The sequence below is a fragment of the Pseudomonas sp. Leaf48 genome (assembly GCF_001421885.1).
Lineage (GTDB): Bacteria > Pseudomonadota > Gammaproteobacteria > Pseudomonadales > Pseudomonadaceae > Aquipseudomonas.
Window position 1 is genome coordinate 86,097 of sequence record NZ_LMLH01000029.1, and the last position, 16,315, is coordinate 102,411.

The 16,315-nt window shown below is 60.2% G+C and carries 13 protein-coding genes and 1 pseudogene; 9 read left to right on the forward strand and 5 right to left on the reverse strand.

The genetic code is table 11. The annotated features are described in order from the left end of the window. Positions 1-122: 122 nt before the first annotated feature. Positions 123-1,034 (forward strand): SDR family oxidoreductase, encoded by a 912-nt coding sequence (locus ASE98_RS19775; protein WP_060543016.1) that lies wholly within the window; start codon positions 123-125, stop codon positions 1,032-1,034. Between the two features lie 141 nt (positions 1,035-1,175). Here the strand turns inward: ASE98_RS19775 and ASE98_RS19780 are convergent, their stop codons facing one another. Next, positions 1,176-1,967 carry an N-acetylmuramoyl-L-alanine amidase gene (locus ASE98_RS19780; RefSeq protein WP_060543017.1) on the reverse strand — a complete coding sequence of 264 codons (792 nt, stop codon included), beginning with the start codon at positions 1,965-1,967 and terminating at the stop codon, positions 1,176-1,178. A 546-nt stretch (positions 1,968-2,513) separates the two neighbouring features. Between ASE98_RS19780 and ASE98_RS19785 the strand changes: the two genes are divergently transcribed. The 3 genes from ASE98_RS19785 (at position 2,514) to ASE98_RS19795 (ending at position 8,385) form a co-directional block, all read left to right on the forward strand. Continuing rightward, a complete protein-coding gene (locus tag ASE98_RS19785) occupies positions 2,514-4,307 on the forward strand; it encodes a DUF1302 domain-containing protein (RefSeq protein ID WP_060543018.1) in 1,794 nt (597 codons plus the stop codon). A gap of 23 nt (positions 4,308-4,330) precedes the next feature. Continuing rightward, on the forward strand, positions 4,331-5,701 hold the full coding sequence (locus ASE98_RS19790) for a DUF1329 domain-containing protein (RefSeq protein WP_060543019.1): 1,371 nt from the start codon (positions 4,331-4,333) through the stop codon (positions 5,699-5,701). Between the two features lie 140 nt (positions 5,702-5,841). Continuing rightward, complete coding sequence (locus tag ASE98_RS19795) at positions 5,842-8,385, forward strand: helix-turn-helix transcriptional regulator (RefSeq protein ID WP_060543020.1); 2,544 nt, start codon at positions 5,842-5,844, stop codon at positions 8,383-8,385. A 15-nt stretch (positions 8,386-8,400) separates the two neighbouring features. On the opposite strand, the gene ASE98_RS19800 is transcribed toward ASE98_RS19795, so the two are convergent. Next, positions 8,401-9,201, reverse strand: coding sequence for an IclR family transcriptional regulator (locus tag ASE98_RS19800; protein ID WP_060543021.1), 801 nt, complete (start codon positions 9,199-9,201; stop codon positions 8,401-8,403). Positions 9,202-9,365: 164 nt separating this feature from the next. On the opposite strand from ASE98_RS19800, the gene hmgA reads away from it, so the two are divergent. The 3 genes from hmgA to maiA are packed head-to-tail and all read left to right on the forward strand — an operon-like array spanning position 9,366 to position 12,626. Then, the gene (hmgA, locus tag ASE98_RS19805; RefSeq protein WP_060543022.1) at positions 9,366-10,670 is read left to right on the forward strand and encodes a homogentisate 1,2-dioxygenase; all 1,305 of its coding nucleotides are present in this window, start codon (positions 9,366-9,368) and stop codon (positions 10,668-10,670) included. Positions 10,671-10,673: 3 nt separating this feature from the next. Then, the gene (gene fahA / locus ASE98_RS19810; protein ID WP_060543023.1) at positions 10,674-11,978 is read left to right on the forward strand and encodes a fumarylacetoacetase; all 1,305 of its coding nucleotides are present in this window, start codon (positions 10,674-10,676) and stop codon (positions 11,976-11,978) included. Between the two features lie 12 nt (positions 11,979-11,990). Beyond that, entirely contained in the window at positions 11,991-12,626 is a 636-nt protein-coding gene (maiA, locus tag ASE98_RS19815) for a maleylacetoacetate isomerase (protein ID WP_060543024.1), read from the forward strand. A gap of 23 nt (positions 12,627-12,649) precedes the next feature. Here maiA and ASE98_RS19820 read toward each other — a convergent pair whose 3' ends face one another. Continuing rightward, complete coding sequence (locus ASE98_RS19820; RefSeq protein WP_060543025.1) at positions 12,650-13,453, reverse strand: SirB1 family protein; 804 nt, start codon at positions 13,451-13,453, stop codon at positions 12,650-12,652. Positions 13,454-13,638: 185 nt separating this feature from the next. On the opposite strand from ASE98_RS19820, the gene ASE98_RS19825 reads away from it, so the two are divergent. Then, positions 13,639-14,658 (forward strand): Leu/Phe/Val dehydrogenase, encoded by a 1,020-nt coding sequence (locus tag ASE98_RS19825; protein WP_060543026.1) that lies wholly within the window; start codon positions 13,639-13,641, stop codon positions 14,656-14,658. A gap of 202 nt (positions 14,659-14,860) precedes the next feature. Here ASE98_RS19825 and ASE98_RS19830 read toward each other — a convergent pair. Further along, positions 14,861-15,115, reverse strand: a pseudogene (locus ASE98_RS19830) (YebG family protein); the annotation flags it as partial. Between the two features lie 316 nt (positions 15,116-15,431). Here ASE98_RS19830 and ASE98_RS19835 point away from each other — a divergent pair. Further along, positions 15,432-15,932, forward strand: a complete 501-nt coding sequence (locus tag ASE98_RS19835) for a phosphate-starvation-inducible protein PsiE (protein WP_060543028.1) — start codon at positions 15,432-15,434, stop codon at positions 15,930-15,932. On the opposite strand, the gene ASE98_RS19840 is transcribed toward ASE98_RS19835, so the two are convergent. Then, entirely contained in the window at positions 15,929-16,246 is a 318-nt protein-coding gene (locus ASE98_RS19840) for a DUF3509 domain-containing protein (protein ID WP_060543029.1), read from the reverse strand. The two genes, ASE98_RS19835 and ASE98_RS19840, sit on opposite strands and share 4 nt — an antisense overlap. Between the last annotated feature and the right edge of the window lie 69 nt (positions 16,247-16,315).

The window sequence follows — 16,315 nt, forward strand, 5'->3', positions numbered from 1 at the left end:
TCTTCAGTCAATCATCCCCCAGCCTTATCGCGCACCATTCAGCCTTCCTCGTGTTCATTGTGACTCGCCGCGCCGTGCCTGACACTCGGACCTATCGTCCCTAGGCCTGCTGGAGTCCCCCAATGAATGAGTCTGTGCGCTTCGAAGATAAAGTTGTGATCATTACCGGCGCAGGTGGTGGCCTGGGACGCGCCCATGCACTGCTGTTCGCCAAGCAGGGCGCCAGGGTTCTGGTCAACGATCTCGGCGGCTCGGCCCAGGGCGAGGGCGCCAACGCTTCGGCGGCAGACCGGGTAGTCGCGGAGATTCGCGAGGCCGGCGGCATCGCCGAGGCCAACCACGACTCCGTCACCGATGGCGACAAACTTGTGCAACACGCCCTCGACGTTTTTGGCCGGGTCGACGTGGTGGTCAACAATGCCGGGATCCTGCGCGACAAGACCTTCCACAAGATGGACGACGCCGACTGGGACCTGGTTTACCGCGTCCACGTCGAAGGGGCCTACAAAGTGACCCGCGCGGCCTGGCCGCACATGCGTGAGCAAAACTACGGTCGGGTGATCTTCACTGCGTCCACCTCGGGCATCTACGGCAACTTCGGCCAGTCCAACTATGGCATGGCCAAACTCGGCCTCTACGGCCTGACCCGCACCCTCGCCATCGAAGGTCGCAAGAACAACATTCTGGTCAACGCCATCGCCCCGACCGGCGGCACCCGCATGACCGAAGGCCTGATCCCGCCGCAAGTGTTCGAGCAACTGAAGCCGGAACTGGTCAGCCCGCTGGTGGTGTACCTGGCCAGCGAGAACTGCCAGGAAACCTCCGGCCTGTTCGAAGTCGGCGGCGGCTGGATGGGCAAGGTCCGCTGGGAGCGCAGCCTGGGGGCAGGGTTTGATCCGCGGGTTGGATTTTCGCCTGAGGACGTGGCTGCCCATTGGCAGCAGATTTGCGATTTCGAAGGGGCGGCGCATCCGAAGGACAATATTGAAGCGTTGAAAGAGATGATGGGGAATTTGCAGAAGTATTCTCTGTAAAGAGTTGCAGGCGGGTTTTGTCGGAACGATTTGCCAAGATTCTATGAAACCCAACCAGAACGATGAGAAGGGTAGAGCAACTCGCGTATACGGTATCGGCAAGGCCACACTCTGTGTCCTTGCCGATTTTTTAATGGCGGATCACAGTCCGGTTTTCGCAGGTGATTCAGGGAAGTACTTGTGTACCAGCGCCGCCAGGTTTGCGGCCGTCTGTGCGTCGATCACCCCATCGTAATTTTTCGGGCGAAAGTGCAACTGAAACGCGCGGACAAGTGCTTTGAATCCCGCCTTGTTAGAGGCGTTAGATGTGTCATATCCATAACGTTTAAATAATCTCAATAATTCACATTGCGCCGGAACACCGGATGCCTCGTATTGCTGAAGATATTTGTCACGGGTTGATTCATCAAACCAGGCACCGACGCCCTTCAAGTAAAGTGTATGCCAGGGGAACTCTGGCCCGGGGTCGCTTCTGCGACCAATCGTGATATCGGAATGACCCAGAACATGCGTGGGGTTAATATCTGGATAACGCGTCAGAATATTCAGCGCCAGATCTTCAATCACGGCAATTTGCTCGGGATGATACGGCGGAAAAAAGAACTCACCATCGTTGTCGGTCGCCAGGTTGACGATTTCTACACCGATGGAAGACTCATTCAGCAGCCGGCGGTTACCCCACTGGCTGACGCCTGCATGCCAAGCGCGATCGCGTTCGTCCACCAGGTTGAAGACTTCCTGTTCCGTGTAGCCGGCTTCCAGGTAGGTCGGGTCGGTAATATCCGGAACCAGGTAATGAGCGCTGACAGACGGACCGGTCAATAAATCGATTGAGCGGGCAAAGTCGCTGGCGGTGTAGTGGAACACCAGAAAACGTACGCGACTGTCAAAGCCTGCAATTGAGCGATACTTGTTATATGTGATTTTTTTCATGGGGAGACTCGTGTGGTTAAGATTTAAACCAGCTGTCCATTCAGTGAAGGCTGGAAATTGATCTTAAGTCCAATAAGTGCTCAGGATGTTTGCGCAAGTATGTATGGGTGTTCCCGACAAGTGGGATAGCTTTATATAAAAATGTGTAGTGAATATTATTGGTTAATTGATGTTGCCCATAAAAAAGGCCGCTGCAAACGCAGCGGCCAAAGTAAGACGTTTGATCAAGGAGCAACAAATCAACGTCAGTGCACACAGGGCGATAAACCGAAGTCTTCAGTTCATCCGAAATCTGTCAGTAACGACCCGAGTCGTTACGTCCTGCGCTCAGGCGGTTTACCGTGAGCGCACAAAAAGCATAGACCCCGAATCCTCCAGGAAAAATACCGATTCCGGACATGCACTGTTGCAGCCCGGGCAACAGTCGGCGAAATCCATTGCTCAGTCATCCTTTCGAGCTACACCGCGAATACCTCCTTGGTGCGCTTATCGACCCCGGTACCCGGCAGTAGGGTGAAGCCTTCTGTCACTCACCGGGGAAGACGCATGACAAAAACAACAATGCGCGCCATCTTCACACCGCAAGCCTTGGCGGCTGCGGTGGCTTTGGGTTGCTGTGCCCAGGCACAGGCCATTTCATTCAACATCGGCGAGATCGAGGGGACGTTCGACTCTTCACTCTCGGTCGGCGCGAGTTGGGGGATGCGGGACGCGGATGACGCGTTGGTGGGCACGGTCAATGGCGGCAGTGGTCAGGCCTCGACCGGTGACGACGGGCGACTGAACTTCAAGAAGGGTGAAACCTTCTCGAAGATTTTCAAAGGTATTCATGACCTCGAACTGAAGTACGGCGACACCGGTGTGTTTGTTCGCGGCAAGTACTGGTACGACTTCGAGTTGAAGGACGAAGATCGTGAGTTCAAGCCGATCAGCGATCACAATCGCAAAGAGGGCGCCAAGTCGTCCGGGGGGCAGATCCTCGATGCCTTCGTCTACCACAACTATTCCATCGCCGATCTGCCCGGTACGTCGCGAGTCGGCAAGCAGGTGGTCAGTTGGGGGGAAAGTACTTTCATCGGCAACTCGATCAACAGCATCAACCCGGTCGACGTGTCCGCGTTTCGCCGCCCGGGTGCCGAGATCAAGGAAGGCCTGATTCCGGTCAACATGCTGTTCGCTTCCCAGGGCCTGACCGACAAATTGACGGTCGAAGGCTTCTACCAGCTGGAGTGGGACCAGACCGTCGTCGATAACTGCGGCACCTTCTTTGGTGTCGATGTGGTGGCGGACGGTTGCAACAAGGGCTACACCGTCGGCAACCCGGCCATTGCACCGTTGCAGCCGATTGCCGCTGCGTTTGGCCAGGGCTTCGAAGTCACCCGCGAAGGCGTGGTCGTGCCCCGTGGCGGCGACCGCGATGCGCGGGATTCGGGGCAGTGGGGTTCGGCGCTGCGCTGGTTGGGGGATGACACCGAGTACGGTCTGTACTTCATGAACTATCACAGCCGCACACCCAATGTCGGCACCACCACCGCCGGGGCCGGGACGCTGGCGAGCATTCCGGGGATCGTCGCTACCGCCAACCGTATCGCTCCCGGCACAGGCTCGGGGCTGGCGCAAAGCGTAATGCTCGGCCGCGGCCAGTACTACCTCGAGTACCCCGAAGACATTCGCCTGTATGGCGCGAGCTTCTCCACCACGTTGTCGACCGGTACCGCCTGGACCGGCGAGATCAGCTATCGCCCCAACGCCCCGGTACAGGTCAACACCAACGACTTGACCCTGGCGTTGCTCAATCCGATCGCCGGCGGTGCGGCGTCACCGATTGCGACCTCGCCCGGTGCCGACAACAAAGGCTATCGCCGCAAGGAAGTGACGCAGATCCAGAGCACCCTGACACATTTCATCGATCAAGTTGCAGGTGCCGATCGCCTGACCTTGGTGGGTGAGGCCGCAGTGGTCCGGGTCGGCGGACTTGAGGGGCGCAGCAAACTGCGTTACGGCCGCGATTCGGTGTACGGCCAGTACGGCTTCGGCGGTGACACCGATGGCTTCGTCACATCGACGTCATGGGGTTATCGCGCCCGGGCCATCCTCGACTACAACAACGTCATCGCCGGGATCAACTTGAAGCCCAACCTCTCATGGTCCCACGACGTCGCTGGTTATGGCCCCAACGGTCTGTTCAATGAAGGCGCCAAGGCGGTCAGCCTCGGCGTCGATGCGGACTACCGCAATACCTACAGCGCGAGCCTCAGTTACACCGACTTTTTCGGTGGTGATTACAACGTCCTCGAAGACCGTGACTTCGTGGCATTGAGCTTTGGCGTGAACTTCTGATCTGGCTGAAAAGGATAATTGCAATGCGCAAGATGATTCTGCAAATCGGCAGTGTTTTGGCCCTGAGCTTGCTGGCCGCCAATGTGATGGCCGCGGTATCGCCGCAGGAGGCCGACAAGCTGGGCACCAGCCTCACGCCCGTAGGCGCCGAGAAGGCCGGCAATGCCGCTGGCTCGATTCCGGCCTGGACCGGTGGCATCGCGAAAAACGCCGGCGCCGTGGACAGCAAGGGCTTCCTCGCCGACCCGTTTGCCAATGAAAAACCGTTGTTCATCATCACGGCAGCGACCGCCGACAAGTACAAGGACAAGCTCTCTGACGGTCAGCTCGCGATGTTCAAACGCTATCCCGAAACCTACAAGATCCCGGTTTACCCGACTCACCGCACCGTGGCCCTGCCGACGGAGATCTACGAGTCGGCCAAGCGCAGCGCGCTGAACGTGACCCCGATCAACGACGGTAACGGGCTGGCCAATTTCACCGGCAACCGCTACTACGCCTTCCCGATTCCGAAAAACGGCGTGGAGGTGATCTGGAACCACATCACCCGTTATCACGGCGGCAATCTGCGCCGTACCATCACCCAGGCAACACCACAATCGAATGGTGATTTCACTGTCATCCGCTTCAAGGACGAGGTGGCCGTACCGTCGTTGCTGGGGGATCTGAAACCGGGCAGTGATGAAAACGTCCTCAGCTATTTCAAGCAGGAAGTCACCGCGCCGGCGCGGCTGGCGGGCAACGTGTTGCTGGTTCACGAGACCCTCGATCAGGTCAAGGAGCCGCGCAAGGCCTGGATCTACAACGCCGGCCAGCGCCGGGTACGACGCGCGCCACAAGTGGCGTATGACGGTGTCGGCACCTCGTCGGACGGGTTGCGCACCACCGACAACTTCGACATGTTTTCCGGGGCGCCGGATCGCTACGACTGGAAGCTGATCGGCAAGAAGGAAATGTACATCCCCTACAACAGCTACAAACTCGATTCGCCAAGCCTCAAATACACCGATGTGATCAAGGCCGGGCATATCAATCAGGACCTGACCCGCTATGAACTGCACCGGGTCTGGGAGGTCGTCGCCACAGTCAAACCCAACGAACGGCACGTATACGCCAAGCGGCACATGTACATCGACGAGGACAGCTGGCAGGTGGCCCTGGCCGATCACTACGACGGGCGTGGCCAACTCTGGCGAGTCGCCGAAGGGCATGCGCAGTTCTACTACGATCACCAGGTGCCGGCCTACACCGTCGAAGCCTTGTATGACCTGATCGCCGGTCGCTACATTGCCTTGGGGATGAAGAACGAAGAGAAGCGCAGCTTTGAGTTCAACATCGATGCCAAAGCAGGGGACTACACACCGGCAGCCTTGCGGAGTACGGGCGTGCGGTAGTTTTCCTACATCGTTTGCACAAAAGGGTGACTTTTCGGTCACCTTTTTTATAGCGGGCGATCAGTGTGTTGAATACTTCTTCACCAAGCGCTCGGGAGAGGTCTAGGGTGGCGCCAGAATTATAAAAAAGGCGCACCACAATGACTGCAATGAGGGCCTGTCTGGATCGCCCCGCATTTGTGCCCCGATTGTCATCCCAGCACCTGTCGCGCCAGCGCCTGACCGAGCCGATGCTGGCCTCCACGGCGCGGGTGAAGTTGCTGTGTGCTCCCGCGGGCAGCGGCAAGAGCGCGCTGCTTACCGAGTGCTTGTTACGGGCACCGGAGCACTGTCGGGTGTATTGGCTGCCACTGGCGGGGGAGTCCTTCAGTGTTGGCGGATTTGTGTTGCGTCTGTCACAGGTGCTGGGCCTGGCTTCGTCGGATGAGTCAGGGTTGCTGGAGTCTCTGGCTCAGTTGCAAACTCCAACCTGGCTGTTTCTCGACGATTACTGTCGCCTGCCCAATCCAGAGCTCGATCGCCTGCTGGATCGCCTGCTGGCCGTCGCCAGTCCGGCGCTGACATGGTGGCTGGGTTCGCGTCGGCGACCGCCTTGCAACTGGCCACGGTTGCTGCTGGATGACCAACTGTATGAGTGCGAAAGCCGGACACTGGCGTTTACCGAAGCCGAGATCGCCCAGCTGCTTGTCCATGTCGAGCCATCCGTGGCGATGCAAACCGCCAGAAAAGTTTTCGAGCGCAGTGGCGGCTGGTGTGCCGGCGTGCGTATCACATTGCTAGAGGGTTGTCCCTGGGCGAGCGAGCAGGGGCGTTCGACGACGCTGCTCGATTACTTGCAACATGAACTGTTCAACACCCTGCCGCCGGAACTGGTCGAGGTATGGCAGGTGTTGGTCCATTTGCCGCGTTTCAATGCCAGCCTGTGCGAGCATCTTTTCGGCGCCGGTGAGGGCGCGCAATGGCTGCATGCGTTGCAGGAGGCGGGCTGCTTCATCGAACCCTGGGAGGACTCCGCCGAGTGGTTGCGAATCTTCGAACCATTGGCCAGGGCGATGCGTGACGAGCCAGGTTCGACCGGCCGTTCCTGGCATCGCCGGGCCTGCCAATGGTTCAGCGCCGAGGAGGACTGGCAGGGTGCGTTCGAGCAAGCGTTATTGGCGCAGGAGTTCGAGGTCGCGGTCAGCCTGTTGCAGCATTTCAGCGTTGAGCACCTGTTCAAACGCCAGAATGTAACCTTGTTGTTGAGGCTGCATGAACGCCTGGGCGAGCAATTGACCCTGGGGACGCCGCACCGGGTGGGGCTGATTACCGCTGCGCTGCTATTTGCCGGGCGCTTCGAGCAGGGGGCTGCCTGCATTGAACAGTTGGGACGCTTCGCCCCGCAGCCGACCGCGCTGTTGCAGCGCCAGCTGTTGGCCCGTTGGCAAGCGCAGCAGGGCTGGCTCCTGCATTTGCAGGGGCGCAAAGCGCCTGCGCGGGCACACTTCCTTGAAGCGCTGGACGACCTGGGCCCCGACGCCTGGCCGGCCAGGCTGCTGTGTTTTTCCGGGTTGACCCAGCAAGCGTTGCTCGATGCCGACCTGGACGCTGCCCAGTCTTTCAATCGCGACGCATTGTGCCTGGCGCGGGCGCAAGGCTCGCTGCTGTTCGAGGGCTTGCTGGAACTGGATCATGCGCAATTGCTGGAGCAACGGGGCGCGCCCGGGCGTGCCGAGCGGTTGCTGGTCGATATCGAGGAAATGCTGGGGCGCCAGGCCGATCGGCCGACGCCACTGCTGGGGCGCATTGCCTTGCGTCGCGGGCGGTTGGCTCTCAGCCAGGGGCAAGACGAATTGGCCGCAGAGTTGTTCCGCAGCGGCCTGGATGATTGCCTGCTCAGCCAGGACAAGCATGTGTTGTATGGCTTTCTCGGGCAGGCGCAGATAGCCGCAAATCAACGCGATTACGCCCATGCGTTTGATCGTCTGCGCGAGGCGGAACGGCTGATGCAACAGCGGCAGATTCCCGACACGGTTTATCGCGGAGTGTTGCTGCAAATCAGCAGCCATTTCTGGTTGCAGCAAGGGCGTGCGCAATTGGCTCGTGAAGCCTTGACCCGTGTCTTGCGTCATTATCGCGGGCCCCATGCGCGCCAGGCTCCTCCGGCGACGTTGCAGTTGATCACGCGTATCGAATATCAACTGTTGCTGGCAGAGACCTATCAGCAACAGGCGCAGCAGCCACTGCATCGGCTCAGGGAGTTACTCGATCACGCGCAGCGGCACGCCATGCTGACGCTGGAAGCGGAATTGCAACTGGTGATCTGCGAAGTGGCGGACCTCACCGGCGAGCCGGCTCTGGCCAAGAGCGCACTGGCTGCAGGCCTGGCGTTGGTGGAACGCTGCAATGGGCAACAGGCATTGCGCGAGCTGTGTCTACGCCAGCCTGACCTGCTCTGCCGCTTGCGCGGGGAAGTACCGGCGGCCACGCTGGCGCCCGACGCCAGCTTGTTGAGTACTCGTGAGCTTGAAGTGCTCGGGTTGATTGCCCAGGGTCACTCCAATCAACAAATTGCCGAGCAGCTGTTCATCTCATTGCACACGGTAAAAACCCACGCACGGCGTATCCATGGCAAGTTGGGTGTTGAACGTCGCACCCAGGCTGTTGCCATGGCCAAGAAACTGGGATTGATGCTGCACGCCTGATCACAAGCGCCGGGTTCAAGGGGGCGATACTGCGGGTTCAAACCCCATGCGCCAACTGACCGCACGGCTGGCCGCCAGCAAACGCCGGGCAGCGGGACCGTCTTCATCGGCATGGAACAGCGAGGTCGGCCCGACCACGGTCAGTACCGCGATTATTTTGCCCATCGTGTTGAACACCGGTGCCGACAGGGCATCCACGCCAGGCATCAGCAAGCCGTGGACATGATGCAGGCCGCGTTGGCGGATCTGTTCGCAGGTTGCCGACCAGGCCTGCTCATCCGCCATCGCATGGGCTGCGTTGCCTTGTAACTCCTGATCACGCAGCTCCACGGTCTCCCGTGCAGGAAGATAAGCGCCGAACACCAGCCCTGTCGAAGAGCTTAGCAGCGGCAGCACCGACCCCAGTTGTGTTACCACCGTCACCGCGCGCACCGCCGGTTCGATGTGCACCACCGTGGCACCCTGATTGCCCCAAACCGCCAGGAAACAGGTTTCGTTCAAGTCGTCGCGTAACTCGGCCAGGGGCAGGGCGGCGACTTTCAGCACGTCCATACTGTTGAGTGCCGCCAGGCCTACGCGCAAGGCTTCGCGGCCCAGTCCGTAATGGTTGGTGGCGGGGTTCTGTTCGGCGAAACCGCTGGCGATCAGCGCCTGCAGATAACGGTGAACCTTGCTTGCCGGCATCTGCACGTGTTCGGCCAGGCGCGACAGCGAGGTCGAAGGCGACAACATGGCCAGGGCCTTGAGGATGTCGGTGCCGACCTCGGCCGAGCGGACTTTCTGTTTGCCGTTGCTGTCGCTGGTAGGTTTTTCCATGGCGGCGGTGTGATCCCGTATCGAATGGGCGTCTTTATAACTTGACGGTCAATACCAATCAAATTACGTTATGCGTAATTGAATTACGATAAAAATAACCCAGGCGTGCCTTCAGCCCTGCACCAGGGCGACTGGCCGGCGCCGACTCCCGTTCAGGAGGCTCCATGAACACCGATTCAACGACGTCGGCGCTGGCGTATCTGCCTGGTTTCGGCAACGAATTCAGCAGTGAAGCGTTGCCCGGCGCACTGCCCGTCGGCCACAACTCCCCGCAGAAAGCGCCGTACGGCCTCTACACCGAACAGTTTTCCGGCACGGCGTTCACCATGCCGCGCAGCGAAGCGCGGCGAACCTGGATGTACCGCATTCAGCCGTCAGCCAACCACCCGGCGTTCGTCAAACTCGATCGGCAACTGGCCGGCGGCCCATTGGGTGAAGTCACCCCCAATCGCCTGCGCTGGAATCCGCTGGACATTCCCGCCGAGCCGACCGATTTCATCGATGGGCTGGTGAACATGGCGGCCAATTCGGCCGGGGAAAAACCGGTCGGGATCAGCATCTATCACTACAGCGCCAACCGCTCCATGGAGCGTGTGTTCTTCAATGCTGACGGTGAGTTGTTGCTGGTTCCGGAGTTGGGCCGCCTGCGCATTGCCACAGAGCTTGGCGTGCTGGAGCTTGCTCCATTGGAGATCGCCGTCCTGCCGCGTGGCCTCAAATTCCGTATCGAGTTGCTCGACCCGCAAGCTCGCGGCTATGTTGCCGAGAACCATGGTGCGCCACTGCGCCTGCCAGACCTGGGGCCGATCGGCAGCAACGGCCTGGCCAATCCACGAGACTTTCTGACCCCGGTCGCTGCCTATGAAAACCTGCAGCAACCGACCACCCTGGTGCAGAAATTCCTCGGCCAGTTGTGGGCCTGCGAGCTCGACCATTCGCCGTTGAACGTGGTGGCCTGGCACGGTAACAACGTGCCGTACAAATATGACCTGCGCCGCTTCAATACCCTCGGCACGGTCAGCTTCGATCACCCCGATCCTTCGATTTTCACAGTCCTGACCTCGCCGACCAGCGTCCATGGCCTGGCCAATCTAGACTTCGTGATCTTCCCGCCGCGCTGGATGGTGGCCGAGAACACCTTCCGGCCGCCGTGGTTCCACCGCAATCTGATGAACGAATACATGGGCCTGATCCAGGGCGAATACGACGCCAAGGCCGAAGGCTTCGTGCCTGGCGGCGCATCCCTGCACAGCTGCATGAGCGCCCACGGCCCGGACGGCGAAACCTGCACCAAGGCCATCAACGCCGAGCTCAAGCCTTCGAAAATCGACAGCACCATGGCCTTCATGTTCGAGACCAGCCAGGTGCTGCGCCCGAGCCGTTTCGCCCTCGATTGCCCGCAACTGCAAAACACTTACGACGCCTGCTGGGCCACGCTGCCCGCCACTTTCGACCCGACCCGGAGATAACCCATGACGCAAACAACCATTACTCGCAGCTGGGTTGCTTCGGCCAACGGCCATGCTGATTTCCCCCTGCAGAACCTGCCGTTGGGCGTGTTCAGCTGCCAGGGGTCGGCGCCCCGTTGCGGCGTGGCCATCGGCGAACATATTTTCGATCTGCAGGCGGCACTCGATGCCGGCCTGTTTGACGGTGCTGCAAAAACTGCGGTGGAAGCGACCCGCGGCGGTCAGTTGAACGCCTTTTTCGAACTGGGCCGTGACGCGCGAGTAGCCCTGCGCGAACGCCTGCTGGAATTGTTCGCCGAAGGCAGCACCCTGCACGGCAAGATTGAAGCCCAGGGCGCAAAACTGCTGCCGCTGGCGACGGACTGCGAAATGCACCTGCCGGCGAAAATCAACGACTACACCGACTTCTACGTCGGCATCGAGCACGCGCAGAACGTCGGCAAACTGTTCCGTCCGGACAATCCGCTGCTGCCGAACTACAAGTACGTACCGATCGGCTACCACGGCCGCGCATCGACCATTCGCCCCTCCGGCACCGACGTGCGCCGTCCGAAAGGCCAGACCTTGCCAGCCGGTCAGACCGAGCCGGTATTCGGCCCTTGCGCGCGCCTGGACTACGAACTGGAACTGGGTATCTGGATCGGCCAGGGCAACGACATGGGCGACTCGATTGCCATCGGTGACGCTGCCGATCACATCGCCGGTTTCTGCCTGCTCAACGACTGGTCGGCGCGGGATATCCAGGCCTGGGAATACCAGCCGCTGGGCCCGTTCCTGTCGAAGAGCTTCATCACCAGCATTTCGCCGTGGGTAGTCACTGCCGAAGCCCTGGAGCCATTCCGTCGTGCCCAGCCTGCGCGTCCACAGGGTGACCCGCAGCCGTTGCCGTACCTGCTCGACAAGCGTGACCAGTTGGGCGGCGCTTTCGACATCGAGCTGGAAGTGTTGCTGCTTACCGAAACCATGCGTGAACAGAATCTGCCAGCCCATCGTCTGACCCTGAGCAACACCCGGCACATGTACTGGACGGTGGCGCAAATGGTCGCGCACCACAGCGTCAATGGCTGCCAGCTGCAGGCCGGTGACCTGTTCGGTTCGGGTACCTTGTCGGGGCCGCAAAGCGGTCAGTTCGGCAGCCTGCTGGAGATCACCGAAGGCGGCAAGCAGCCCATCGAACTGGCTTCCGGCGAGGTGCGCAAATTCCTCGAGGACGGTGATGAAATCATCCTGCGTGGGCGCTGCACCCGCGAGGGTTTTGCTTCCATCGGTTTTGGCGAGTGCCGCGGCAAAGTACTGCCGGCGCGTTAACGGGAGCGGGGCATGGAACTCTATACCTACTACCGCTCGACTTCGTCCTACCGGGTGCGCATCGCGCTGGCATTGAAGGGGCTGGACTATCAGGCGTTGCCGGTCAACCTGATCGCCCCGCCGGGTGGTGAACACCGACAGCCAGCGTATCTGGGCATCAATCCCCAGGGGCGAGTGCCGGCGTTGCGCACTGACGAGGGCGAGTTGCTGATCCAGTCTCCCGCGATCATCGAGTACCTGGAGGAACGTTATCCACAGGTGGCGCTGCTTTCCAGTGACCTTGGCGCGCGCGCCCGGGAGCGCGGGGTGGCGGCGGTGATCGGCTGCGACGTGCATCCATTGCACAACGTCAGCGTGCTCAACAGGCTGCGCCAGTTGGGCCATGACGAACCGCAGGTGGTGGAATGGATTGGCCACTGGATCGGCCAGGGGCTGGCGACAGTGGAGCAGTTGATCGGTGATGGGGGTTATTGCTTCGGCCCTGAGCCTGGCCTGGCTGACGTTTACCTGATCCCGCAATTGTACGCGGCCGAGCGTTTCAATGTTTCCCTTGAGGCGTATCCACGGATTCGCCGCGTGGCGGCATTGGCAGCGAACCATTCGGCATTCATCAAGGCTCATCCGGCGAATCAGCCAGATACGCCTTGAATCAAAAACCGGATTTTTTGCTTTTAATGGACGATGGCATTGGGCGGTAAATGGCCCAGGCGCTCCGTCAGTCGAATCCGCTGGATCGGGTCGTCGCTGAGCATCAGGGCATGTTCCAGGTCGAAGCGTTCCGCATTCGGGCAGTCCAGCCTTTGATACAGGCTGGCCCGGGCCAGATAGTCGGAAGCGCTGGCGTTGCCCAGTTCGAGTACCCGCTCGGCGTCGATCAGGGCGCCAATGTAGTCTTCGTGCGACAGGTGCAACTGACGCAGGTTGCGCGACAGCCGCTGCAGCATTTGCACCGGTTCGGCGGTGACCAGATGTTCGGCGCTGAGCTTCATGTCCGGACCGTATTGACGGTGTAGCAGCTCCCGGCAATCGTTGGGATACAGGCGTCGACCGCCACAGGGGTCGAGCAGGTGATCGGCGCCTGGTACCCGCAACAGGAAGTGTCCGGGAAAGTTCACCCCGACCATGGGGATCTCCAGGCCTCTGGCCAGCTCAAGCGCAATCAGACCCAGGGTCAGAGGCTGCCCACGCCGACGTTCCAGGACTTTATTGAGCAACGCCACTTGCGGGCGCAACGGGGTGAAGTCGTCCTGGGCAAAGCCCAGGTCGTTCATGCGCCGCAGCAACGGCTGGGCCAGTTCGCTCACTGGCAGCATCGGCAAACCGCTACTGACCCGCTGTTGCAGTTCCTTGAAATCCGCCAGTGCGGCCTCGGGTTTGACCTCGGCGTCGTGTTCGGCCGCAATCCACAGCGCCGCCTCGAACAGTGCGGGCGGTGAACGTTGCAGGCAGGCGAAGAACGATTGGCGCGGGGTCATCAAAATCTCCGGGGGAATGCCTCGTTTTAGCCCCGTCGCCGGCTTTCGTCCAGTACCACGCGAGACTCCTTCGAGGTTATTTCCGAAAGCCTGCATGGCGCTCGTGCTTATTCCGGTGCGCTTCTGCAATTTTTGGGCGCAAGCCTATACTGGCGTCTACAAGAAAGTGATTCGGGAGCCTTACGATGTTCGCTCTCATGCAAAGCACTCGCCTTGAATCGCTGCATCTGAGCGTCGACCCGGTGACCGGGTTGAAGGCGGTCATTGCCATTCATAACAGCCGTTTAGGGCCCGCCCTGGGTGGTTGTCGTTACCTTGCCTATCCCAACGACGAGTCTGCGGTCGAGGACGCTGCGCGCCTGGCTCAGGGCATGAGCTACAAGGCGGCGCTGGCCGGCCTGGCCCAGGGCGGAGGCGTCGCGGTGATCGTGCGCCCGGCCCATGTCGAAAGCCGGGCTGCGCTGTTCGAGGCATTCGGGCGTTGCATCGAGCAGCTCGAGGGCCGCTACATCACGGCGATCGACAGCGGCACTTCAGTGGCCGATATGGACTGCATCGCCCAACAGACCCGGCACGTCACCAGTACCACATCGGCGGGTGATCCTGCTCCGCATGCGGCGATGGGTGTGTTCACCGGTATTCGAAGCACTGCCATGGCCCGGCTCGGCAGCGATAATCTGGAAGGTTTGCGCGTGGCCATCCAGGGGCTGGGCAATGTCGGCTATGCGCTGGCCGAACAGCTGCATGCCGCCGGCGCCGAATTACTGGTCAGCGATATCGACCACGGCAAGGTGCAACTGGCCATGGAACAACTCGGCGCTCATCCGATCGCCAACGACGCCCTGCTCAGCACGCCCTGCGACATCCTCGCGCCCTGCGGCCTGGGGGGTGTGCTCAACAGCCATTCGGTGGCGCAACTGCGCTGTTCGGCGGTGGCCGGCTCGGCAAACAACCAGTTGACTCATCTTGATGTCGCCGACCAGTTGGAGCGTCGCGGAATTCTGTATGCCCCGGACTACGTGATCAATGCCGGCGGGTTGATCTACGTGTCGCTCAAGCACCGTGGCGATGAGTTGGGCACCATCACGGCACACCTGTCGAAAATCAGTTCGCGACTGACCGAAGTCTTCGCCCATGCCCAGGCGGAAAAGCGCTCGCCAGCCCGGGTGGCCGACGAACTCGCCGAGAAAGTGCTGTACCGGTAGGAGCTGCCGCAGGTCGGGCCGCGTTCGGACGGTCTTTTGCTGAAGCCATGAAAAAGGCCCTGAGCCATTCGACTCAGGGCCTATTCAATTCGGGCATTGCTTACTTTGCTGCTTTCGATGCCTTGGCCGGTTTGGTCGGGGCGATCGGCTCGGCGCCGGCCTCTTCAACAGGTGCCGCGACTTCAACCGTTTCCGCGACTTCGGCAGGAGCACTGAGCAATTCGGACAGGGCGTCCGGCTGGCTCTTGAACGCCTTGGCAAATACATCGCGGTTCTTCGCCATGTAGATCCCGGCTTCTTCCACTTGCTGCTCGGTCAGGGACGGAACGGCTTTGTGCAGCACTTCAGCCAGCAACTCGGCCAGCTCGAGCATTTTGTCATGACGGTCAGCTTCGGCTTTATCCATGAACAAGCGCTCCAGATCTCGGCTGCTGCGGTATACCACTTCGACGGCCATTTACCACCTCACATGCCTTCACATTGGTTGTCTGTATCGACTACTGTATCTATATACAGCTAAAGAATAAGCGAATCCCCGTGGTTTGGGTAGTGGCTTTTTAATGTAGCTTGATTTCGGGGTTTGTCCGGTGGCCTGTGCAGCATCCATTCGCGAGCAACACCGGCTTCGGGGAGGCAGCCACGGGTGCGACCAAACGCCACGGCGCGCGATCCCTGACGGCTCGCCATCATGGGCTGGCCTTTTTTCTGCATGCAGAATAACCGTCACGTCCAACCCGCATCATCCGGTCGAGCAGACCTAAGGAAGCATCATCGTGAAAATCAATTGGGCCGAAAGGCTGCGGCAGAACGTGCATGAACTGGCCGAGTCCCTGGGCAACCTGTTCGTCGAATCCTTTCACTACCTGGCACTGTTTGCCATCGGAGCGGTGACCGCCTGGGCGGCGGTCATGGAATTTTTGGGGATGATCGAGCAGGGACGCATCAAGATCGATGACATCCTGCTGCTGTTCATTTATCTGGAATTGGGTGCGATGGTCGGGATTTATTTCAAGACCAACCATATGCCAGTGCGCTTCCTGATCTATGTGGCGATCACGGCGCTGACGCGGCTGCTGATCTCCAACGTGTCGCACCACAACCCGCCGGATATCGGGATCATCTACCTGTGCGGCGGGATCCTGTTGCTGGCGTTTGCGATTCTGGTGGTGCGCTACGCTTCGTCGCAATTCCCGTCGGTGAAGATCGAACACCCGCAACGCAAGATCGGTGCGGGTTCCGGGGAGCATCCCGAAATCGAGAAAGGCGAGCTTTAAAGGTACAGGTTGGGGCGGGGCCTGCCCTTGGTCCGTGGCGGCGGCAGGGTATGGCTGTCGCCATTGGTCATGGCATCGAGGATGGCCTTGGCGCTGTGGCCCTGTTCGATGGCAATGCCGAACTGAATGCTTTGCACCAGGCGCTTGAGGCGCTTGGGGTCATTGCGCTGGTCGGCGCTGATCATCCGCTTGGCTACCACGCGGCCCTTGTTGGAAAGGGTCAGCATGATGCTGCCATCGAGGCCCTGAATGCTCAGGTTGACCTGGTAATCCGGCGCAAAGGCATCGGTAATGAGCTGGAAAGGGTTGTCCATGATGCGTCACCGCCTGATTGAACGTGCAGTTGTTGACCGGCCGTGATCGGGTTTAGTTCGCAACACCGG

What these genes read in the sequence shown, in the direction of transcription:
- ASE98_RS19775 (WP_060543016.1), top strand. Translation starts at nt 123, where the DNA reads ATGAATGAGTCTGTGCGCTTCGAAGATAAAGTTGTGATCATTACCGGC.
- ASE98_RS19780 (WP_060543017.1), bottom strand. Translation starts at nt 1,967, where the DNA reads ATGAAAAAAATCACATATAACAAGTATCGCTCAATTGCAGGCTTTGAC.
- ASE98_RS19785 (WP_060543018.1), top strand. Translation starts at nt 2,514, where the DNA reads ATGACAAAAACAACAATGCGCGCCATCTTCACACCGCAAGCCTTGGCG.
- ASE98_RS19790 (WP_060543019.1), top strand. Translation starts at nt 4,331, where the DNA reads ATGCGCAAGATGATTCTGCAAATCGGCAGTGTTTTGGCCCTGAGCTTG.
- ASE98_RS19795 (WP_060543020.1), top strand. Translation starts at nt 5,842, where the DNA reads ATGACTGCAATGAGGGCCTGTCTGGATCGCCCCGCATTTGTGCCCCGA.
- ASE98_RS19800 (WP_060543021.1), bottom strand. Translation starts at nt 9,201, where the DNA reads ATGGAAAAACCTACCAGCGACAGCAACGGCAAACAGAAAGTCCGCTCG.
- hmgA (WP_060543022.1), top strand. Translation starts at nt 9,366, where the DNA reads ATGAACACCGATTCAACGACGTCGGCGCTGGCGTATCTGCCTGGTTTC.
- fahA (WP_060543023.1), top strand. Translation starts at nt 10,674, where the DNA reads ATGACGCAAACAACCATTACTCGCAGCTGGGTTGCTTCGGCCAACGGC.
- maiA (WP_060543024.1), top strand. Translation starts at nt 11,991, where the DNA reads ATGGAACTCTATACCTACTACCGCTCGACTTCGTCCTACCGGGTGCGC.
- ASE98_RS19820 (WP_060543025.1), bottom strand. Translation starts at nt 13,453, where the DNA reads ATGACCCCGCGCCAATCGTTCTTCGCCTGCCTGCAACGTTCACCGCCC.
- ASE98_RS19825 (WP_060543026.1), top strand. Translation starts at nt 13,639, where the DNA reads ATGTTCGCTCTCATGCAAAGCACTCGCCTTGAATCGCTGCATCTGAGC.
- ASE98_RS19840 (WP_060543029.1), bottom strand. Translation starts at nt 16,246, where the DNA reads ATGGACAACCCTTTCCAGCTCATTACCGATGCCTTTGCGCCGGATTAC.